This is a genomic window from Slackia piriformis YIT 12062 (assembly GCF_000296445.1).
In the GTDB taxonomy this organism is placed as follows: domain Bacteria; phylum Actinomycetota; class Coriobacteriia; order Coriobacteriales; family Eggerthellaceae; genus Slackia; species Slackia piriformis.
The window spans coordinates 406,222-428,099 of sequence record NZ_JH815198.1; the positions used below are offsets into that span (position 1 = coordinate 406,222).

General features: G+C 54.5%; 16 protein-coding genes and 1 pseudogene. 9 read left to right on the top strand and 8 right to left on the bottom strand.

Features of this window, described 5'->3' with window-relative positions:
- The first annotated feature begins 613 nt into the window (after positions 1 to 613).
- Genes HMPREF9451_RS01820 through HMPREF9451_RS09925 form a run of 3 tightly spaced genes read left to right on the top strand, consistent with a single transcriptional unit; the run spans position 614 to position 5,444 of the window.
- Positions 614 to 1,447, top strand: coding sequence for a GIY-YIG nuclease family protein (locus HMPREF9451_RS01820; RefSeq protein WP_009138595.1), 834 nt, complete (start codon positions 614 to 616; stop codon positions 1,445 to 1,447).
- Positions 1,448 to 4,207, top strand: a complete 2,760-nt coding sequence (locus tag HMPREF9451_RS01825; protein WP_009138596.1) for a type I restriction-modification system subunit M — start codon at positions 1,448 to 1,450, stop codon at positions 4,205 to 4,207.
- 1 nt (position 4,208) lies between these two features.
- The gene (locus tag HMPREF9451_RS09925) at positions 4,209 to 5,444 is read left to right on the top strand and encodes a restriction endonuclease subunit S (RefSeq protein ID WP_009138597.1); all 1,236 of its coding nucleotides are present in this window, start codon (positions 4,209 to 4,211) and stop codon (positions 5,442 to 5,444) included.
- Positions 5,445 to 5,560: 116 nt separating this feature from the next.
- On the opposite strand, the gene HMPREF9451_RS09605 is transcribed toward HMPREF9451_RS09925, so the two are convergent.
- On the bottom strand, positions 5,561 to 6,661 hold the full coding sequence (locus tag HMPREF9451_RS09605; RefSeq protein ID WP_148508462.1) for a restriction endonuclease subunit S: 1,101 nt from the start codon (positions 6,659 to 6,661) through the stop codon (positions 5,561 to 5,563).
- Between HMPREF9451_RS09605 and HMPREF9451_RS01840 the strand changes: the two genes are divergently transcribed.
- Complete coding sequence (locus HMPREF9451_RS01840) at positions 6,644 to 7,168, top strand: restriction endonuclease subunit S domain-containing protein (RefSeq protein ID WP_198001810.1); 525 nt, start codon at positions 6,644 to 6,646, stop codon at positions 7,166 to 7,168. The two genes, HMPREF9451_RS09605 and HMPREF9451_RS01840, sit on opposite strands and share 18 nt — an antisense overlap.
- Here HMPREF9451_RS01840 and HMPREF9451_RS01845 read toward each other — a convergent pair.
- A complete protein-coding gene (locus tag HMPREF9451_RS01845) occupies positions 7,165 to 8,088 on the bottom strand; it encodes a site-specific integrase (protein ID WP_009138600.1) in 924 nt (307 codons plus the stop codon). The two genes, HMPREF9451_RS01840 and HMPREF9451_RS01845, sit on opposite strands and share 4 nt — an antisense overlap.
- 118 nt (positions 8,089 to 8,206) lie before the next feature.
- On the bottom strand, positions 8,207 to 11,416 hold the full coding sequence (locus HMPREF9451_RS01850; protein ID WP_009138601.1) for a type I restriction endonuclease subunit R, EcoR124 family: 3,210 nt from the start codon (positions 11,414 to 11,416) through the stop codon (positions 8,207 to 8,209).
- A 489-nt stretch (positions 11,417 to 11,905) separates the two neighbouring features.
- Here HMPREF9451_RS01850 and HMPREF9451_RS10040 point away from each other — a divergent pair.
- The 5 genes and pseudogenes from HMPREF9451_RS10040 to HMPREF9451_RS01885 all read left to right on the top strand — a co-directional run.
- Positions 11,906 to 12,145, top strand: a pseudogene (locus tag HMPREF9451_RS10040) (transposase); the annotation flags it as partial.
- Positions 12,034 to 13,068, top strand: a complete 1,035-nt coding sequence (locus tag HMPREF9451_RS09785) for an IS3 family transposase (protein WP_232204084.1) — start codon at positions 12,034 to 12,036, stop codon at positions 13,066 to 13,068. The pseudogene HMPREF9451_RS10040 and the gene HMPREF9451_RS09785, both read left to right, overlap by 112 nt.
- Before the next feature lie 465 nt (positions 13,069 to 13,533).
- Complete coding sequence (locus HMPREF9451_RS01875; RefSeq protein WP_040625948.1) at positions 13,534 to 13,893, top strand: DUF1016 N-terminal domain-containing protein; 360 nt, start codon at positions 13,534 to 13,536, stop codon at positions 13,891 to 13,893.
- Positions 13,875 to 14,102, top strand: a complete 228-nt coding sequence (locus HMPREF9451_RS10175) for an IS3 family transposase (RefSeq protein ID WP_009138605.1) — start codon at positions 13,875 to 13,877, stop codon at positions 14,100 to 14,102. Before HMPREF9451_RS01875 ends, HMPREF9451_RS10175 begins: the two co-directional genes overlap by 19 nt.
- A gap of 527 nt (positions 14,103 to 14,629) precedes the next feature.
- On the top strand, positions 14,630 to 15,409 hold the full coding sequence (locus HMPREF9451_RS01885; protein ID WP_009138606.1) for a LuxR C-terminal-related transcriptional regulator: 780 nt from the start codon (positions 14,630 to 14,632) through the stop codon (positions 15,407 to 15,409).
- A gap of 136 nt (positions 15,410 to 15,545) precedes the next feature.
- On the opposite strand, the gene HMPREF9451_RS01890 is transcribed toward HMPREF9451_RS01885, so the two are convergent.
- The 5 genes from HMPREF9451_RS01890 to guaA form a co-directional block, all read right to left on the bottom strand.
- Positions 15,546 to 16,672 (bottom strand): IS3 family transposase gene (locus tag HMPREF9451_RS01890; RefSeq protein WP_392391631.1). Its coding sequence is split into 2 segments (ribosomal slippage): positions 15,546 to 16,414 and positions 16,414 to 16,672, totalling 1,128 coding nucleotides; the frame shifts between segments, so codons are not numbered across the junction.
- Between the two features lie 91 nt (positions 16,673 to 16,763).
- Positions 16,764 to 17,537 (bottom strand): IS3 family transposase, encoded by a 774-nt coding sequence (locus HMPREF9451_RS01900; RefSeq protein WP_009138609.1) that lies wholly within the window; start codon positions 17,535 to 17,537, stop codon positions 16,764 to 16,766.
- Positions 17,538 to 18,393: 856 nt separating this feature from the next.
- Complete coding sequence (locus HMPREF9451_RS01905) at positions 18,394 to 18,600, bottom strand: hypothetical protein (RefSeq protein ID WP_009138610.1); 207 nt, start codon at positions 18,598 to 18,600, stop codon at positions 18,394 to 18,396.
- Positions 18,601 to 18,651: 51 nt separating this feature from the next.
- Complete coding sequence (locus tag HMPREF9451_RS01910) at positions 18,652 to 19,110, bottom strand: VOC family protein (protein ID WP_006720109.1); 459 nt, start codon at positions 19,108 to 19,110, stop codon at positions 18,652 to 18,654.
- A gap of 980 nt (positions 19,111 to 20,090) precedes the next feature.
- Complete coding sequence (guaA, locus tag HMPREF9451_RS01920; protein WP_009138611.1) at positions 20,091 to 21,695, bottom strand: glutamine-hydrolyzing GMP synthase; 1,605 nt, start codon at positions 21,693 to 21,695, stop codon at positions 20,091 to 20,093.
- Between the last annotated feature and the right edge of the window lie 183 nt (positions 21,696 to 21,878).

A 21,878-nucleotide genomic window follows, 5' to 3' on the forward strand; every position in this document is an offset into this window, starting at 1 on the left:
ACCCGTCGGAATGCGTGGGGGCGGAAAGGCTTTTGGTAAAGGTTAGTGAAACGCTGTTTGTTGGCTTCAGGAGAAAAGGAATGTTTCGTATATGGAATCGAGTCTTAATAGGGGTTGGTTGTGGATGCCTTTGCTCCTAAAGCGCTGAATTAATGTGCGACCGATGCGGTGCGGATTTCAATCTCGATGAATGGTCCACTACTCCTAACGTTTTTCTGCCCGGCGCTACCAAGTGTTTGTGTGATGGGGCCTATTCGAGGCTGCATGCCCTGAATTCGGCAATATCGATTTGATGTTATCTTGGCGCTTGTGTCATGACGCGCCGAACGCAAAGCTTTTCCTTTTAGGCCAAGCATGTCTGCGGTAACGCTCTGTGGAGATGCTTGCTCGCACGACCCATTGGGATTGTGACGGACGCAGCGATATCTGGCTGATGCTATTCTGTTCGAGGCCGAATCAGTTCTTTGACGGAACGGCGTTGTCGGCGTAATAATCGTTTCGTCTTGAAGATATGTCGCTGGAGAGCGAGAGCGTTTATGCAAGGACGGAGAAGTCGGTGCTGGCTTTCTGCCTTCGTGCGTAGCTATAAAATTTGCAGGGAAAGGAACGTGGCGTGATTCGGGTCAAAACCCTCACCATCCAGCTCATCGATGCGCAGCCCAATCGAATTCGCATTTGTCGCGTTGAAGGTGAGTCTCTCGTGACCGTTGTTGTTCCGAGGGATGACCTCAGCGAGGCAAAATTTCTACCGAATATCCCGTCCCGCGGAATTTATTATCTGCTTGACGAGGATCATGGCAACGTAAGCCGTGTCTATGCGGGACAGACAACCCAAGGAATAGCGCGTCTTGAGGCGCATAAAACGAGGAAAGAGTTTTGGAATAAGGCTGTCATGTTTCTTGATGACGACCAAAACATCAGCAAGGATGCCCTGGACGTTCTCGAGGCGAAGGCCATCGACTATGTGCGCACCCATGGTTCCTATGAGACTGATAATTTGGTGACTCCCAAGCCGTATATGGATCCGTATAAAGAAGAATCCGTCGAGCGGCTCCATGACAAGATTCTCTTTAGGATGGCGGCTTTGGGATACGATTTAAATAGGGTCGACCAAGGGCCCGTGTCTTCGGCTGCCATTTTCCATACGAAGAAGAATGGGGTATGCGGAACAGGGCGTTACAGTAAAGATACCGGTCATTTCACGGTGCTTGCCGGTTCGAATGTTGATATGTCGAGGCCTATCCAAAAAAATGCGGCTGTTACCACGTTGCGCAATGAGCTTTTTGGTGGGTTGTCTGGCATCGTTGAGCTTGCGGAGGATTTGGAATTTCCCACCCCCAGTGCTGCGGCGGTATTCGTACTCGGTGGCAGCCAGAATGGCTGGACGGAATGGGTCAACGATGCGGGTTGCACTCTCGATCAGGTCTATAGAAGCGAGGAGAATTAAATGAACAAGCAGCAATTGGCGGCGAAGATTTGGGAGTCCGCTAACAAGATGCGTTCCAAAATTGAGGCCAACGAATACAAGGACTATATCCTGGGTTTCATTTTCTATAAATTCCTTTCCGAAACCGAAGTTGCTCGTTTGAAGGCGCGTGACTTTGCCGAGGAAGACCTACCCAGTCTTATCGAAGACGACGAGGAGACGGTTGAGTTCGTCAAGGGCGAATGCGGCTATTTCATTTCGTACGATAATTTGTTCTCGACATGGATTAGCAAGGGGTCCGATTTCGAGATTTCCGACGTTCGCGATGCGCTTTCCGCATTTAGCCGCAATATCGACCCAGGTCGTAAGCGCGTTTTTGACGGCATTTTCGACACGTTGCAGACGGGTCTTTCCAAGCTTGGCACCGATGCTCGTAACCAGACCAAAGCAGCCCGCGACCTTATCTACCTCATCAAGGATATTCCGATGGATGGCCGACAAGATTACGACGTCCTCGGGTTCATTTACGAATATCTCATTAGTAATTTTGCTGCCAACGCGGGTAAAAAGGCGGGTGAGTTCTATACTCCGCACGAGGTTTCGATGCTTATGTCGGAGATCGTATCGTGGCATCTGGCTGGACGTGAAAATATAACGATTTACGACCCCACGAGCGGGTCTGGCTCGTTGCTTATCAACATCGGTAAGGCTGTGGCGCGTCGCAGTGGTGATCCCGATTCCATTAAGTACTATGCGCAGGAGCTGAAGGAGAATACCTACAATCTCACGCGTATGAATCTGGTGATGCGCGGTATTCTTCCCGACAATATCGTCGCTCGCAATGGCGACACGCTTGAAGATGACTGGCCTTGGTTCGATACGGATGAAAATAAGGACGAGACATATGATCCGCTGTTCGTGGACGCCGTGGTATCCAACCCGCCCTATTCTCAAAGTTGGGATTCGGAAGACAAGGAACTCGATCCGCGATTTAGGTTTGGTGTGGCGCCCAAGTCGAAGGCCGACTACGCATTTTTGCTGCACGATCTTTACCACTTGCGCCCCGATGGCATCATGTGCATCGTGCTTCCGCATGGCGTGCTGTTCCGCGGGGGTGAGGAGGGTGCAATTCGCAAGAATCTCGTCGAGAACCGCCATATCCAAGCCATCATTGGGCTTCCTGCGAATATTTTCTTTGGCACTGGCATTCCCACTATTGTCATGGTTTTGCGCAAACAGCGAGATTCCAGCGATGTGCTGGTGGTCGATGCGTCGAAGCACTTTGCCAAGGAGGGCAAGAATAATAAGCTACGCGCGAGCGACATCAAGCGCATTGTTGATGCCGTAACTACGAATGCCACGGTGGAAAAATTCAGCCGTCTGGTGCCTATCGAAGAAATTCGTGCCAACGACTACAACTTGAATATTCCGCGTTATGTTGACTCGTCGGAGGCGGTCGAGAGTTGGGACGTGTATGCCACCATGTTTGGAGGCGTGCCGAAGACGGAGGTCGATGCTCTTGATGCTTATTGGAGGGTGTGGCCGAGCCTTAAAGACCAACTGTATCAGGATGCTAATAGTTCGTATCTTGTGCCAATGGTGGAAGATGTTGCTTCGGCGGTTAAAGAGAACGCTGACGTTCGCGCTTATTGCGAGCATTATGAGGACACTGTAAGCCATCTGCCGGCTGAGCTCCGCCGTCGCCTTGTCGATGGTGCGAACGAAGTTGATTCCGTGGCCGAGGAAGAGTCGATTGCCGCATTGCTAGGTGATGCCCTTTCTGATGTTGCGCTTGTTGACGGGTACGATGCCTATCAGGCTCTCGATGACGCGTGGACAGGTATTTCTAGCGATTTGGAAATGATTCAGACCGAGGGCTTCGATGCCGTGCGCAAGGTTGACCCGAATATGGTCGTTAAAAAGAAAAACGGTAAAGACATGGAGGTCCAGGATGGATGGATGGGGCATGTCTTGTCATTCCGTTTGGTAGAAGAGCAATTGCTGCGGGATGAGGTTTCGGGTATTCAAGCCGGAGAGAAACGTCTTGCCGAAATTTCTTCCTCCTATACGGAATTGATAGAGGGGCTTGATGCTGAGCAGCTTGACTCGCCAGCGATTAACGACTCTAACGATGCGTTCGTTGCGAAGGAAGTAAAGGCGATTCTGAAAAACGAGGCTAGGCTGATCATCTCGCCCGAGATTCAGGCGCTCAATCAATATTTAAGGCTGCTTGAGAACAAGGCGACAAAAGCGGAAAAGCTGGATTACGTTGAAGGCCATCCAGGTGTTGCTTGGACGGAAATGGACCAGAACAAAGACGGTACGTATGGAAAAGCTAAGGTTGCTGGCTATATAGAGAAACTGAGGGTGCAAGTAGGGTTCCCCGAGGGCAGCTTCGAGCATATTCTTGAAAAAGCGAGGGAATTGCTCGATGAAGAGTCTTCCTTGAAGAAAAAACTTAAAGCCGATAAGGCTGCACTTGAGCAAAAATGCAAGACGACTATAGAGGGGCTTTCTGATGTTGAATGCAATGATTTGCTTGCCGCCAAGTGGATTGACCCTCTCTATGCCGAGCTGCTTAATCTTCCTGACGCGGTAATTGACGGATTTGTTTCCAAGGTGGTTGCGCTAAATGCGAAATACGACACAACCTATTCTGATGTGTGTAGTCAGATAAATGAGGCGGAAAGCGAGCTTGCGCTCATGTTGGGCCAGCTTACGGGTAATGAATTCGATATGGCGGGCGTCACTGAGCTACGAAAGCTCTTGGGAGGTGAATAACATGGTGGAAAACGAAAATGTGCCGCGAATTCGCTTCGAGGGTTTCACTGACCCTTGGGAACAGCGTAAGTTTTCAAATGTTGCAATGCGCCGAACTTCATTTTCTGATGATGACAAGTTGCCTCAAGTTGAGTATGAGGATGTTGTCTCCAGCGAAGGCCGTCTTAATAAGGATTTGAAATCCAAAGGAAATCACAAATCGGGTATTCGATTCGATCCTGGAGACGTCCTGTATGGCAAGCTTCGCCCGTATCTCAATAACTGGCTGCTACCTGCATTTTCTGGTACTGCTGTAGGCGATTGGTGGGTTCTTCAGGCGTTAGAAGTTGATAGTTCATTTCTCTACAGGCTTATTCAAAGTGTCGCATTTCAAAAAGTAGCTAATGTGTCGACCGGCAGTAAGATGCCCCGTGCAGATTGGCAGCTCGTGGGGGAAGCAGAGTTCTCGTTGCCGCAAAGCTTGGGAGAACAGCGACAAATCGGGACGACTTTTTCACGCATTGACTCCCTTATCACCCTTCATCAGCGTAAGTACGAGAAGCTTCAAAAGCTAAAAAAATCAATGCTTGACAAGATGTTTCCAAAGCCAGGCGAGCTTTATCCCGAAATTCGCTTCGAGGGCTTCACTGACCCTTGGGAACAGCGTGAGTTGGGGGAATGCTTTGATTTCTTAAAGAGCAATACGCTTTCGCGTGCCGAACTGAATGTCGAGGGAGGGTTTGCTCGCTGCATTCATTACGGTGACATTCTTACTAAATTTGGCGATTGCCTGAATGGCAATTCGACTAGCCTGCCTTTTATCGGTGACGACGCCGTGTTTGCAAAGTATGTCAGTTCGGCGCTTCGTCAAGGCGATGTTGCCTTTGCGGATACAGCGGAAGATAATACAGCAGGAAAATGCGTTGAACTGCAGGAACTTCCAACCGAACCCGTGATATCCGGACTACATACGATCGCGGCTCATCCTCGATTTTTCTTTGCTTCTGGATATTTGGGGCATTACCTTAATTGCCCTGCGTATCGCAACCAGCTTTTCCCGTTAATGCAGGGGATTAAGGTTATTTCCATATCAAAAGCGACACTTGAAAATACCCTGGTTAGCTATCCGGCACTGGCGGAGCAATCTGCGATTGGTGTTGCTTTCGATTGTCTCGACTCCCTCATCACCCTTCATCAGCGTAAGTTGGAATTGCTGAAGAATATCAAGAAATCGCTTCTGGACAGGATGTTTGTTTAATATTTCTGTTCAAAGCGTGTCATTTAACGTTCAAATCGCCGATTCGAGATGCTCGAATCGGCGATTTGTTTTGCTAAATCAACGAGGACTAGCAGCGTATGCGTCATCTGTTGCTGTCACTGATGAAGGGTGATGAGGGAATCAATGTTATGAATCATCGTTGCGATCGCTCGTTGTTCGGCAAGCTCGGGGCAAACGAAATCAACGTCGGCGATATCTTCGTTATGGATATGAACGACCGATTTCCCCTGAGCGCACTTAGCGAGCTTGTTATGGGCTTCTCCGTAGGTAATTTCGAGCGCTAGAAAATCAGGATCGATTCCAGCGCCTGGGGTGATTACATTTAAATCGCCGCCAAGCAAAATACCCGATGAGCGCACTGATGCAGCAACGGCAATATCTTCGGCGGTTTCCCCTGAGGCAGGAACAATCACCTCGGCTCCCTTTGAGAGCACCGAATCATCCTGCGTATCTGCATATGTATCTACGATATCGATTCTTGATTGGTACTGAGTATACAAACGTCCGTAGAGTATTAGCGGAGTACCAGACTTCCTAATATCGGCCTTAGAATAGCCTCTGCCTTTTGCAAAAGTGCAATTCTCACGCAACTTACGCTGTTCCCAAATGAAAGCCTTGCTGGTCGTATATTGTCTGCGCTTACACTGATGAAGGGTGATGAGGGAGTCGAGCCGCCTAAAAAAGGAGCCAATCGATTCTTGCTCCGCAATGTCTGGAGCCAAAATCGATTCCTGCATCAAATCTGCAGGAACGAGCTCGTTCATCATTGTGCCGCTTTTCGTGGCGTTAATCAGTACTGGGCGCATCGTCGATTCACGTGGAATATGGTATTTCCAGAAGCTATATCGTTGCTCTACTATTGGTCGCAAGCATGAAAATCGTGGGGATACAAGCCCGTCACCTGCGTCGTTAAGAACAAATCTCCCATAAGCATGCTCTTTGTTTGCATGTCCCTCAAACGCAATGTCGCCTATACGAACAACCTTGTATGTACCCAAGGAGCTGTCTGCAGCACCATTGCCACCGTTGTAGGCCATCGTTGCAATAGAGAGCGTTGCGTCGTATCCAAGCGCACGGTCCTCGTTACGCTCATTGTTGACGACGTACAATTCCGAGAACTTACGCTGTTCCCAAGATGCAGTAGCGAGACTAAAATGCCCACTTGGGAACAGCGTAAGTTGGGGAATCTTACCCATCGCGTCACTCGAAAGAATGATAAAAATCAGTCGAACTTGCCTTTGACTATTTCTGCGCAGTATGGGCTAATTGATCAGCGTATTTTTTTTAATAATCAGGTTGCGAGTCGGGATATGAGTGGCTATTACCTTCTTGAGAGGGGTGAATTTGCGTACAACAAAAGCACCTCAAGCGACAATCCCTGGGGAGCGGTGAAGCGTTTAACAAAATACGAAAAGGGCTGCTTATCCACGTTGTATATTTGCTTTGCAATCGATGAAGCCGACCCTGATTTTTTAGTTGCATACTATGAGACTAACCGCTGGCACAGGTCTGTTCAGATGATTGCAGCGGAAGGTGCGAGAAACCACGGCTTGCTGAATATTGCCCCGGATGATTTTTTCGAAACAGAACTAACGATGCCCGCTTCGATAACGGAACAAGCAAAGATTGGCAGATATTTCATAGCCCTCGACTCCCTCATCACCCTTCATCAGCGTGAGCCGTGGTTGACTGATATGGGTTAGATAAGGGTCGACAGTGCTCTCATGACTATGTCGATATCCTTGTTTTCGAGCTCCTGGATAACATGAAGATAGGTTTCCTGGGTGGTGGTCATGCTGGCGTGTCCGAGTCTTCTGGATACGCTGGCAATGGAGACGCCAGCGAACAAGAGCAATGAAGCATGGGTGTGCCTCAGCCCATGGACGGATATGATGGGTACACCGACGTTTTTGCAATGCCGGGCCAAAACGTTATTTGCTGTTGAATTGTAGACTTTGCCCTTGGCGAAGATGGGCTCATTCGGGGGCAGGTTTTTCAATAGCCCCGATAATTGCATGATGAGCTGCCAGTCGAGTTGCACTTTTCTTACGGATGAGGCGTTCTTTGTCGGGACGAATCCGCCTCCGTTCTTGTAGTCCCATGTTTTGTTGACGGACAGTGTTTGATGGGCGAAATCGAAGTCGTCGGGGGTGAGTCCTAACGCCTCGGAGAAGCGTAACCCTGTTTTGGCGACGATAAGAATGAGCCAATCCCAGCTTGGCTCGCTTGAAAGGTCAAGGTCGCCTAGCATTGCGTGCAGTTCGAATTGATTGAGGTATTTGATCTTCTTCGCGCGAGGTTGCTTTCCCTTGATAATCGCCTTACGTGTCGGATCGCGCGGTATGAGGCCTTCGTCTACGGCATCGAGGATCGCCCCTTTGAGCTGATGGTGGAAATCCATGGTCGTTTGTCTTTCATGGTGTTCCGCATAGCCATTTATGAGCTGTTGGTACGACGTCCTGTCGAGGTCTTTCATTTTGAGTTCTGGGACAAGCTTGGAAAGCCACGATTGTGTGAGCCTGTATTTGCCCATCGTGACTTCTCGAATGGCGCCCTCTTTGTAGACGCTGATCCATTGCGAGTAGTAGTCGCAAAAGAGGGATTCCTCGGTAATTGTTGCCATCTGGTTCTCCTTCATTATGTGAGGCGGCTCACGCTGATGAGGGAGAACCAGAAATTCTAACAGTCAGACGGTCACATTGGGCTTGCAAAAGCAACCATCCTCCTTGATTGGTTTTTTATCAATAGTCGATATCGAAGCCTCCTTCTAAGACAAAACGCTTTAGTAGGGCGGCAGCTCGCGTGTTTACTTTGAACGGCGGCAGCGTCTTTCCTTCCTTCTCTTCGAAGAAGGATTTTGCTCGTGTTTTATCCAACGAGTCCTTAAGGTCGTCGAAGCGGCCGAACTCGTTGATGTTTGCTTCTGTCAGGCTGAGCCCGATCATGGTCGTGAGCAGTTTTCCGTCTACGCCAAGAGCGTCGACGACCCTTTCGACCTGAGCGTTTTTCGCCCTGTGGGCATATGACGTAATGTAGTCTCTTAGCGTGACACCTTCTTCCAAAGCAATATCGCCGCGTTCGACATCGTGCAGGAACAGTTCGGCGAAACGTTGGTCGTCCTGGCTCAAGCTGGCGAACGAACGATGCAGTTCTTCTCCTGCGGCGGCAATCGGGTTCTCGTCGTCGTGCTCGAGGCATTTGAGCCACTTAACGAAGTTTGCGTTCATATAGTCGCTGTCGATTAATCCAGTGTCTATTTCGGTAATGTGTCCGTCGAGTTCGTAGGGCGCATCAGGGGCTTCGTTGGAGCCATCGCTGCTGCTACCCGAAAAAAGCTCTTTATAACGCTGCACAAGGATGAGATAGGTGTGTTCATCTATGATGGGTTGCACGTAGATGCTCTCGCCGCGTTCTTCGCCTTCTTGGGGTTCCGCTTCGAATTCGTAGGTGTCCTGTTCCCAGGTGAATCCCTGGACTTTTGCCGCCTCAAGGAATTCGTTGAGTTCGACGAATTCCTTGGCGAACTTTCGACGGGCTTCCTGGGAGGAGGGAAGTCGAGAGAGGTCGCTTACGCCTGCGGCTTCGAAGACCATGATGATCTCTTGCAGCCGTGCGTCCATCAGGGCGATGTTGTCCGGGAGTTTTTGAACGAACATATCGAGAGGTCGGTCGCCTGAGTACAGTTTAACTGCTGCTTCGATGTAGCCCTTCATCGTATGGGGGCGGCGGTAGTAGCGGATTGTACCGAACGGCTTGTCGGGGCCGAAAAGGCGATTTGTGCGGCTGAATGCTTGGATGATGCTTTCGTAGTCGATAACTTTGTCCAAGTAGAGCGTATTGAGCCATTTCGAGTCGAAGCCGGTAAGCATTTGGTCTACTACGATGAGCAGGTCAATGCGCGCTTCGCGGTCGGAATCGATGTTGGCATAGGGCTTTTTGTGCGAAAGGCGTGCCGAGATGTCTTTCTTCATGGCGCCCCATGTAGGAATGGTGAATTCCTGGTCGTATGCTTCGTTATAGTCGCTTATGAGTTCGACAAGGGCGTCCTCTTTTACCGTTGATCCTGCAGCGTTGTCAATGCTTGGATCGAACAATGCCGTTATCTTCATTTGCGGAGCGGTTTGTTTGAAGGCGCGATAGTAGTCGATGGCTTCAGGAATCGAACTGGTGGCGAGGATGGCGTGGAATTTGTTGCCATGGGAAAGCACAGGGAAACACCGTACGATATCCTCGATGACTTTTTCATGATGGGGCGTGTTTGGCCAGTATTGGTTTCGAGTGAGAAAGTCCTCGATGCCTTTGATGCGATTGCCGGCACCGTCGACCATCGGGCCCATTGGCACCTTCGAAGTGTCCATGTAGTAGTAAAAAACTTTCCTTTTTTGTTTGTCGGCTATAATCTCAGCAATGCATGATGCTTTTGCCTGTTCAAGCGCTATGGCCTCTCGCACGTCCCTATCATCGAAGGTTGTTATCATGTACGGGTCGAAGCCGAGCACATTGCCGTCGCGTATCCCGTCTGCGATGCTGTAGCGGTGCAGACAATCGCCGAACACCATAGCGGTGGTGGAGCCTTTCTTTTGATTCTCGTCGAGAATGGGCGTGCCTGTGAATCCAAAAAATAGGGCATTGGGGAATGCTCGGCGTATGTCCTGAAGCATATCGCCGAAGGTTGAGCGATGACATTCGTCGATGATAAATACGACTCTTTTCGAGGTGAGACGGTCAAGCTCCGCCTGGGAGATTCCGCTTCCTTCTCCTTTGATGTTGCTCATCTTCTGAATTGATGTGACGATGAGGCGGTTCTTGGGGTCGTCGCTTGCGAGCTTTGCCTTGAGCACGGCGGTGTTTTCGGTGCCTTGTACGTCGTCGGCATCATCAGCGAAGGCGCGATATTCGGAAAGCGATTGAGTGCCAAGCTCAATGCGGTCCATGAGGAATACGACTTTGTCGGCGTCGTGAGAATCGGCGATAAGCTGAGCTGATTTAAAGCTTGTCATCGTCTTGCCGCTTCCTGTGGTGTGCCACACGTAGCCGCCTGGACGTCCTGGAGTGTTGCTTTTGGGGCGGTCGTCCCATTTGCATCTGCGAACTTTGTCAGATATAGCAGCGGCGGCATAGTATTGATAGCTGCGCATGACCTTAAGGCATCCATCGGAGCTGTCTGCTACGGTGTAGAAGCCGATGAGTTGATGAGCCATGGGTATAGAGAGCAATGTGGAGGTAAACCGTTTCCATTCGTCGGCTCCGAGTTTGTTGCCTGCGCACACTGGTTCGTTATTGAAGTCTTCCCAGTGGAAGAAGAAGTTGGGGTTGAAGGTCCCTGATCCAGGGTTGGCGAAATAGCGCGCCTCGTCGGGTGTCATTCCTACGAAAATTTGCACCAAGCGGAATAATCCCGTAAACACGCCTTCGTGGGCGTACTTTTCAATCTGTCCTGTTGCTTGGCTTACGGGAATGCCGCTGCGCTTGAGTTCGATATGTATGACCGGCATCCCGTTGATAAGCAGGCATAAATCCCCCCGGCGATCGTTCTGAATCTTGTTTTTGGCGGGGTAGACCGGTTGCTGTGCTATTTGATAGCGGCTCTGACCTGCGGCGATTTCTTGACGGTTGTAGATTTTGAGGCTGACTTCCTTGCCCAGGTGCAGCTTGTCGTCTGGGTTGTCTCGGGTTATGGCAACGGTTTTGCCATTAATGAAGCCGTTGAGGGCAAGGGGGGTTTTGAGGGTTTCGATTTGTTCGACGATTTGAGCCATTTCGCCTTGCGTAAGGGGGCATCCGTTCAGGCGGTCGATGCCAGCGTTGTTTTGAAATAGGATTTTCGCCCAGTTGTCGATGAGGTCCTGCTCTGTGGGGTAGCGAAGCACCCCTTCCGCATCATCCCAGCCGTGCTGTTTCAACACGGCGATGACCGCCTCTTCAAACGGGGCTTCTTTGTCGAAAATCATGGCAATCCTGTCTGTGGTTAAATACTGAGAAATTACGCGAATACCTTTACATGCAATTATATGCTACGGGAACGAGTGGGCAGTGCGTTTTGTGCGTTAGGGGTTAATGGCTGGATAGCATGAAATTCCCTGGCGGCGGCCGCGATTGGCGGATAGGCGTTTTGGTCGACTGATCGAGGAAACAAGCCGGTCTTTTGCGTGCCCCAGCTTTCGCCGTGCATGAGTTGGGTCTTTCTGATGGCGGTGGTTTTCATTTTGTTCAAGTGAGCTCTGAATATGTGTTGCTTATTTTCGCTTTTACGTATGGTCGTTCGCTCGTTGCCCCCTCGCGTAGTGCCTATGTCGGTTGTCCAAGCGGTTGCCCGAAAAAGAAAATGCCCCCGACCCGCGCAGGTGAACCGCATCCCAATTCTTGGACGGGGTTAATAAAAAGCGGTTGGAGTGGGTATGATGAATTGGACACCAGGTTAAGAGCGAAAGGTGTTCAAGATGACCCAAAGAAGAAAGCGATACGACAAGCAGTTCAAGGTCTCGGCGGCAAAGGTGGTCCTGTCCGGGGAAATGACGGTCAAAGACCTGTCGGGAGAACTCGGCATAAAGGACTCGACGCTGAGAAGATGGGCCTGCGAATACGAGGAGATGGGGGACGACGCGTTCCCCGGGAACGGCTCTCCGAAAATCAACAAGGACTACGAGATCGCGAAGCTCAAGAAGAAGGTCGAGGAGCTCGAGCGCGAGAACGAGATACTAAAAAATTTCCGGGCCTTCTTGAGTCAAGACCATGCATGAGGTTCGAGTTCCTCAAAGAGCATAGGGGCGAGATCGGCCCCATCAAGAAGGCATGCGGGCTGATGAAAGTCTCGAAATCCGGTTTCTACGAGCATCTCCGCCGGAAGAAATCAAACGCCCAGATAGAGCGAGAGGCGCTCGAAGGGTTCGTCGTCGAGGCCTTCGAGCGGCACAAGGGCCGTTACGGCTACCGGCGCATCAACCGCGAACTGCGAAAAAGCGGCATCGTCGTGAGCGAGAAGCGCGTGCTCCGCATCATGCGGAAGCTCGGGCTCGCAGGAAAGGGCGCGGCCCGAAAACACCGCATTCAGAAGAAGGTCGAGCCGGGAGACCCTCGGTTGAACCTGGTGGAGCGCGCCTTCACCGTGGGCGAGCGCAACAGGCTTTGGGTGGGCGACATCACCTACATTCCCACAAGGGAAGGGTGGCTCTATCTCGCAGCCGTGATAGACGCCTTCTCCCGCAAGGTCGTGGGCTGGTCGATGTCCGAGCGCATCACCGAGAAGGTCGCGATCGACGCGATAGAGCAGGCGGTTGGCAGGGAGGGCCCGCCAGATGACGGCAGCCTCGTCTTCCATGACGACCAGGGCGCGCAGTACACCTCCCGTTCCTTCCAGCGATGCCTGGACTCGCATGGCATCGTCCAGTCGGCGTCGAGGCCCGGCACGCCGCTGGACAACGCGGTGGCCGAGTCCTTCTTCAAGACGCTGAAAAGGGAATTGGTGAAAGAGAGGAGCTATGGGACGAGGGACGAGGCCAAGCAGGACATCTTCAAGTACATAGAGCTCTATTACAATAGGGTGCGCATGCATTCCACCCTGGACTACATGTCTCCAGTGGAATACGAGCGACAATACGCTTGAGGATCCTTAAAAGAAAGTCCAGTTTATCCTTCCCACTCCACCTTGTCCGGACCCTGCGGTCCAACTTTTTGTCCGCAGTCCCTTTTGGTGGGCGATTGCCCGTTTGACCCTCGTGCTCTTCTCCCCTCCCTCCTTTCTGGACACAACATCGCCGCCGAATCGTTCGAGGAGCACCTTGTCGCAGGCGTGCCGATGACGGCTGTCCGAGGCGTCGAGCTCGTTGCCGGCCGCCGTCATGGCTCCGTCGGCGCTATGCGGCGCCTTTGAAGCTTGTCGCGTGTCCGACGTGCTGCAGGGTCTACTTACGTCCTCCGCGGCCCAACGAATGAGGTGTCGAAATGGGCGAAATCGGACTAATGCGACTATTGAGCGGGTGCTGCCTCGGTTGGTATCGTTAAGTGCTCAGAGGGCAACTGAGGTTCTCGGGGCGGGGCTCCGGGCAGTTGACGGGAAGGGCGTGGGACGATGGCATCTGAGGGCAATGCGATGTTCGATGCGGGGCAAGGGGCCGATTCTTTCATTCAGTCTTTGCCTGCGTCTGCCGTGGTTGAGTATCGTCAAACCGACGATACTGTTGGCGATGCGCGCCTCATCATCGAGAGTTCTCAGCGTTGGGCGCATCGCTCGGTGAATGCGGCGTTGGTGTATCGCAATTGGTATTTGGGGAAACGCATCGCGGAGGAGGAGCTTAAGGGGGAGAGCCGCGCGGAGTATGGATTGGAAACAATCAAAAAGCTGTCTTCTGGTCTGACACAGCTCTATGGAAAAGGCTTTGGTCGACAGGAACTTTATAAATTGGCATCTTCTTGGTTGTCGAGAAGATAACGGATGGGTCGTTATCGGGATTGACAATCGTCAAGAGCGAGTGCGCGCACGCGCGCACGCTCGCCACCCGCGACGAGGCGGCCATCGAGATATTCGAGTACATAGAGTGCTTCTATAACAGGGCCCGCATCCACTCCGCGCTCGGGTGGATGAGCCCCGACGAGTTCGAGCGGGCGTACATGGAAGGGGTCCGCCTGCGGGCGACGTAGGACCTGTCAACGAAAAACGGGGCAGAATCAGGCTATGGATTCATCGGTCTCGCCTTCGGCGGAACCTCTCTTCCCGTGCTGCGATTCGTGAGTGATTAGGAACATATATTCGACTTAATGGGAGTATTCACGATGCGCTTTATAAGAGCGATTGTCAATACAATTGTTCGTGGAAGCTCAGCTTTCAGATGTTTCTTCCGTCGCTTGCCAGCTGACAGCCTGCCTCTTGCAGATCGGCAAATACGGCAGATAGCCGGGTATTTCGCGGCACGGCAGAAGCCCTATAATGCGAGTCGCGCTAGAATCACCCGTGAAGCAAGGGTATCGAAAGAATATAATACGGCGAGCGGGCAGCAAGGTTCACCCCAGCACTTGCGGCAGGATGGTAAAATGCAGGTACTGGTACCTGTTTATCTGTTTCCAGAAGCCGCCATCGTGCGGAAGCTCTCCAGGAGAGGATCCGCGCGTTGCTTGCGCAGGGCGAGAGCTTCTGATGCACTTGTCGGCAGAGATTGCGGGGGAATGCTATGGGTTCTGAGGAAAAGGGCTTGCCTGAGGGCGCGGAGTATTTAGATCCGTCCTCTGAGCTTTTGCACGATGTCCACATGACGTTGCGCTCTGAGCCGTTCCGCGTGGTAATCGCCGACGACGATTTCATCTTCATTGAGGGTATCGCCGCTCTCATACGCGAGTGGGGCGAGTTCAAGCTCGTCGGCAAGGCGCACACGCTCGAGGAGACCTATACCGCGTGCGCGAGGTATAAGCCAGAGGCAGTCATGATAGGTGCGACGTTCAAAGGGGTCAGCTGCGCTCCAACTGTGAGGAAGATGCTGGATCTCAACCCCGATCTGCGCATCTTCGTCTTGGCCTCGATGGGAGAGAGCGGCCACGTCCTCGATGCCCTGCGGGCCGGCGCGAGCGGATTCGGCTCGCGCGACGAGATGAGCTCGTCGCGCCTCAGGTCCCTCCTCTGGGCACAGGCCTGCGGCGACATCGCTTTTTCCGGCTCGCTGGGGACCATCCTCCAGGGCGCCTTGCTCGGAGACTCCCACGTGACAAACGCGGAGTCTGCCATCGCAGAGGGCATCAAGATGCTCGGCAACCGCGAGAAGCGCGTCCTCGCACTGCTGGAAGAGGGCCTCTCAAACGCAGAGATCAGCAAGCGCCTCTTCTTGAGTGAACCCACGGTGAAGAAGACCATCGGGAGCATCATCCACAAGCTCCACGTGAGCAACCGCACCCAAGCCGCAGTACTCGCGGCAAAGGTCGGGCACAGCGAGTACCTTGGCGAGGCAGACGAGGGCTAGCCAGACTGGCAGGACATCAAGCAAGCTTGGGACATGAGACGGCCGCGATTGCGCGGCCGTCTTTTTCTTGTCCCGCCTGGTCTTTCCGGGTGGCGGTGATGTGGCTGATGTGGCAACATCTTTTTGGGCGATCCGGTCAGAGACTCAGGCCCGCCTCCCTGAACCCGACCGGGGTCATGTAGCCCAGCGTCGAGTGCAGCCTGCAGTTGTTGTACCAGTTTACCCAGTCGAACAGCTCGGTCCTCAGATGCTCCTCCGAGGCGAAGGGGCGCCCCCGCACCAGCTCTCGCTTGAGCACCCTGTTCGTCGACTCGACCACTGCGTTGTCGTGGGGGTTGCCGGGGCGCGAGACCGACCTCTCGATGCCGAAGGCCGAGAGCAGCGCGTCGATCTCCGCGTTGCAGAACTCCGACCCTCCGTCGCTGTGGAACATCTCGACTTCGTCTAGCGGGAAGTCCACGTTCGAGAACGCCGCCTTGACCAGGCGCGCGTCCTTGCGCCGCCCGCACGAGCTGCCGACTATCTCGCGGTTGCACAGGTCGACCAGGAGGCAGACGTAGCACCACGAGCCGCCGGCGCGGACGTAGGTGAGGTCGGCCGCCAGGTGGGTGCGCGGGGGGTGGCCGTCGAACCTCCTCGCCAGCACATTCCCCGCGGAAGGCGGCTGCGCGGGCCCGCGGCCTCCCCGCGGGGCGCGTCCCGAGTACGCGCTCGCCAGGCCGTTCTCCCTCATGATGCGGCATATCCTGCGCCTCGAGGCGACGACTCCCGACCTCGCGAGGACGATCTTCAGCCTCCTCGCCCCGTATCCGCCGCGGGACGCCTCGAAGGCGCCGACCACGTCCGGCTCGATCGGGTCGGGGGCCTTCGGGCGCGGCGGGTGCGCGAGCATGTGGTAGTAGGTCGAGCGCGGGACGCCCAGGATCCTGCACTGCGCCGATACCGGGTAGCGGCGGGCGTTGGCCGCTATCACCGTCACTTTCGTGCGAATATCAGCGCCGCTTGTTTTAAAACATCGACCTCCATCCGCAGTCGCGCGTTCTCGCGCTCGAGCTCGAGCAGCCTCGACTCCTCGGGCGTGCGGTTGTCCGCCGCGCGGGTGGAGCCGGTCTCGTGGACGAGCTTCACCCAGCGCCGGAACGTCGACCTGCCGAGATCGTACTCGCGCATGATCTCGGCGGCGGGCTTCCCGCCGTCGTAGAGCGCCACGATCTGGCGCTTGAACTCCTCGGTGAACTTCCTCGGGTGCTTCGGGTCGCGCATCGGAGCCTCCTTCCGCAAAGGGCCCTCCGTCCCTCATGAAACCGTCCAAAACAGTATAGCCACATCAGCCACATCAGCCACATCAGCCACATCAAAGGCCCTCCTCGCGCATGATGCGGCGCACCACCTTCTCGGACACCGCGACCGGGTCGTCCCCCGCACGCAGCGCGTGCGTGACGTAGCGGTAGCCGCGCGAGGCGTTCGCGCCCTCGAACACCTCGCGCACGCGCGCCCGCAGCCCAGCATACTTATCAGGCCTCGACATCGCCCGGCGCTGGTACTCATAGGAACTCTTCGATATCCTCAAGGAACCGGTGAGCTCTTTCAAACTTCTTCCCGTCGTCGCCCGCAGCTCGTTTATGACCAGGGCCTTCTCCCTGTTCGTCATCGGGCTGGGGCTCTCGGCTTTTAAAACCTTCGCCGCCGCCCTCAGGATGTCGTTCTCGAGCTCGAGCTGGCGCACGCGCTCCTCGAGGCTCCCCTCGAAGCCGTCGTACGCCCTATCCTCGGAATCTCTCATGGGTTCTATGGGGCTCCTGTCCGCCGCCGCGGGGCTCGGGTCTTCTGCGGCTCTGGCCCAATTGTAGACCAGCGCGGCGCTCGACACGCCGAGCATCTCCGCCACGTCCTTGCCAGCCATGCCGGACCGAACGAAGGTGACGGCCTGCGCCTTCAGGGCGGGGTCGTAATGGCTCCAAGGCCTGCCGGCCCTTCTCTCGTGCGACGCGTCGCGCCGGTTCAGCCAGTGGTACAGCGTTTGGCGCGTGGGGTAGCCCAGCTTGCGCATCGCGCGCGTCACCGATCCGCCGCACTCCTCGACCATATCGACGGCCCTGCGCTTCTGCTCGTCCGTGTAGCTTGGCATTCGCGAACTCCTAACCGAACCGATTCGGTCCAACTATTTGTCCGCATCCCCTTACCTGGTGTTATTGAACAGGATGTATTTGTACTACTTGAATAAATCGCCTGGACGGTGACATCAAAACGACATCATGATGCCAGGTAAAAGTGCGTTTCGGGGACTTAAACGCCTTGCGAGATTCAATATTGTAAGGTGCCCATTTCTGGTGGCTTGCGTGTTATCTAGGAAAATAGACCAAAAAAGTGCCTCTGAAAACTCAGAAGCACCTCATAAACTAATACGTTATCGCACTGTTTCTATTCCCACTCGATGGCATCGGTTCTGACGTCCCGTCATTCCAGTTGCATCCAGTTTTCGGTGCCGTCTCGAATCGAATGCCGTCAGGTAACGCCGTGTCGTGTTTCATCGGCTTCGGGGTCGAAAATCGGGACAACTTCAAAAACTTTTTTCAACCCAAGGCTTTGAGTTTTTGTTTTTGTCCCAAAGGGTGTGGCGGGCCGCCTTTGGAGACTCGATAGCGCCGAGAACGCCCGTTTTGAAACTCAAGCACCCTTTTGCCTGCTAGCCGCCAGCTGCAGCCGTAAGTGAATCAGCGCGGGTGGCTTTCAAGCAGTTTGCAAAACTGCAGGTCGCGGGCCTTCATTGCCAGTAGGAGAAATGAGTAGTCTCAGGTTGCTTGCCCATGAGTTGGCGAGCAGGTTGGAGCTTCGTTGTTGGCGCGATCGCTTCGTGCGCATCCGATAGGCCTGTTTAACAAAAGGCCTATCGGATGCGACTGGCCGCCCATACGGCGACGGCGTTTCCCGTGCGGGCGCGAACGGCCCCGCGTGTCCTATCGCGCGATATCCCCGCATGACGCTCAGAACACCTGCTCGCCGAGCAGCCACCTCGCGAGGTCCAGCACGAGAACGCCCTCCCGGGTATAGGGCTCATGCCTCGTGCGAGCGATGAGAATTCGGAGGCTGTTGGCGCACGAGACAACCCAGCAGCCCATGCCGGAATCGAATAGAACGACGGGATGTCCCCACGCCCCGACATCGTGCTTCACCCTGAGATCGATGAGCATGAGAAAACCTCCCATTTCCCAGGCACCGAGAAATGGGAGGCAGTTCGCCTATTAATCGTCCAGTGGCTGCATGATCTCTAGGATGATCCCATCAGGATCGCGGAAATAGAAAGCACGGCTGCGGCCAAAGCCATCGTGGCGAAAATCGAACTCCTGTGGCGAGGAGAGGCACTCCACGCCCTGCTCCATCAGCTTTTGATACACCGCGTCGGCGTCGTCGGCGTAAAAGCAAAGCTCCGAGATGGAGGTGGTGAAGAGGTCGGCTGCTTTGTGGGCAACCTCGTCGCCGACGAACTGGATCAGCTCCACGGGCGGCATATTCAGCTGGTCCGACCCGTTCAGGTACGCGACACGAGCCCTGCAGTTTCCCCGTTGGAACATCGCCTCGGTCTCTCCGCCTTCCATCAACAGCTCGCCCTCGTAGCGAAGCCCCAAGATGTCGCGGTAAAAAGCTACCGAACGATCCAAGTCGCTGACAGTCAACCCGACGTGATAAACCTGTCCAATCATTTCTTCCTCCTGCCTGGATTATTTGCCCGATTCTATCAAGGGGCAGAATGAACGGTCAAACCTCGTCGGCGTTACTTTGATGGAGGCTGCACCCTACCAGCTGGTTGCAACCATGCCGGAATCGATGCCCGCAGCATAGCGCACTTGGGCTGACATGCTGGATTGGCTCGTTGGGCGCAAGCACGAATCGAGCGGAGAGCCGGACAGAGGACCGCTGTTCACTTGCCGTATGATGGAAGAACAAATATTCAGCCATGAGAACGGAAGGTTCCGCAGCTGGTGGTATGCGGACCTGCACGACGATCTCATCGTATTCTACGCGCCCTTCAGGGACTGAAAGAAGGGCGCGGCCCCGGTGAAAGCCTGGAAGCGATACAACCAGGTCTGGCGGAACGAGGAATGGCGCGCCCCTTGCTTGCATTCAAGATGGCATTCATCTCAGACGCGTCAACGCCACGACTTCAATTCTGACAAAGCGGATCGCTACGGCTGTCGCCATAGGAAACGGATTTGAAGCGAGGGGCGCTACGGCATAACGCTCGAAAAGAACTAAGAGTCCAAGGAAATCGACAAGGAGGACGCGCTCGCCGCCATTGACCGTTTCGCGGAATTACTGCAAGTGGTGAGCAGCGGCTCTAATCGCTGCAACCCGATTTGAGTTTCATGGGCCCCGAAACGGCCCCCTTTCGCACTCGGGGACAAAAACCGCGCGTCTACTCACTTGGGATAAATCCTTACTCCCATTCCTCCGAATACCGCCCCGTGCCTTGCCGTCTTGAGACACGGGGGAGTAAATGGCGAAATCGCAGGTGAAAGGGCATAAAACGGCAAAGAAAAGCCTCCGTCCCAACTCGGGAACGGAGGCTCGATTATCGTATTTACTCACTGCCGTCGCTGGCGGCTTTGCCGTGACTCTCATACGGAACGAAACTCAACGGCACAGTGCGGCACTCAAAAATGCAGGTCAGAGTCCTGTCAGCCTACTCCCACTCGATCGTGGCCGGCGGCTTGCTCGTGATGTCGTAGCACACGCGGTTGGCGCCGGGAACCTCGGCCACGATGCGGCCGCTCACCTTCGCCAGCACGTCGTAGGGCAGTTTCGCCCAGTCGGCGGTCATGGCGTCGCTGCTTTCCACCGCGCGCAGGATCACGGGGCGCGCGTAGGTGCGTTCGTCGCCCATCACGCCCACGCTCTTGATGTCGGGCAGCACGGCGAAGTACTGCCAGCAGGCATGCTCGCTGTTGCGTTCGCCGGTCTCTTCGAACAGCTTCTGGTTGTACGCATCCAGCTCTTCGCGCACGATCGCGTCGGCGTTCTTCAGAATCTCAAGCTTCTCGGCATCCACCGCGCCGATGATGCGGATGGCAAGGCCAGGGCCGGGGAAGGGCTGGCGGTGCACAATATGGTCGGGCAGGCCCAGTGCTGTGCCCAGCGCGCGCACCTCGTCTTTGAAGAAGTGGTCGAGCGGCTCGATCAGATCGAAATGCACGCCTTCGGGGAACGGGATCAGGTTGTGGTGGCTCTTGATGGTGGAAGCCTTGCCGCCCGTCTTGCGCGCGCCGCTTTCGATGATGTCGGGATAAATCGTGCCCTGTGCCAAGAACTTCACCGGACGGCCGTCCTGCTCAAGCTCCTTCGCCACGGCGAAAAACTCGTTCCAGAACTGCGTACCGATGATTTTGCGCTTGGCCTCGGGGTCGCACACGCCCTCGAGCAGCTTCAGGTAGCGTTCCTCGGCATGCACGTGCACGAAGTCCACGTCGAACTGCTTGGTGAACACCTCTTCTACTTCTTCGGGCTCGTTCTTGCGCAAAAGCCCATGGTTCACGAACACGCAGGTCAGCTGCTTGCCAATGGCACGTGCACACAGCGCCGCCACCACAGACGAATCCACGCCGCCGGAAAGGCCCAAGATCACGCGGTCGCTTCCCACCTGCTCGCGGATTGCCGCCACGGAGTCCTCGATGATCGAGTCCATGGTCCAGGTGGCCTCAAGGCCGCAGATGTTGAACAGGAAGTTGCTCAGCAGCTGGTTGCCGTACTCGCTGTGGCGCACCTCGGGATGGAACTGCGTGGCAAACAGTTTGCGATCGGCGCATTCCATGGAGGCCACGGGGCACACGTCGGTAGCGGCGGTGATGACGAAACCTTCGGGCACGCGGTTCACCGCATCGCGGTGGCTCATCCATACGGTCTGCTCGGCGGGAGTGTTGCCATACAGGGCGCTTTCACCCTGGCGCACGATCACGGCCGGGCCGTATTCGCCCTTTTCGGTATGGCCCACCGAACCGCCCAGCGTAACGGCCATGATCTGCTGGCCGTAGCAAAAGCCCAGCACGGGAATGCCAAGCTCAAGCACGCCCGGGTCGATCTTCGGGGCGTCTTCGGCGTACACGCTGGCAGGGCCGCCGGACAAGATGATTGCGGAAGGGTTCATGGCGGAAAGTTCGTCGGCCGTTACGTCGCAGGGGACGATAGCCGAAAACACGCCCAGGTCTCGGACGCGGCGGGCAATGAGCTGCCCGTATTGTGCGCCGAAATCTAAAACGACAACCTTTTGCTCAGGAAACGTAGCTTCGTTCATGTATTTGTTCCTTTTGTCGTGAGCTGGAAATATAGGGGCAAGCATAGCGCATATGCTAAAATGCCGCGTATAGAAAAGCGCGAAAACACACCTCTGGCAAACCTTGCGTTTCATTCTTAACAAGAGGTTTACATGGCGTCTTCGCAGGCCGTTTGACGCGTGTGCCATTCGTGCTTTCCGCTT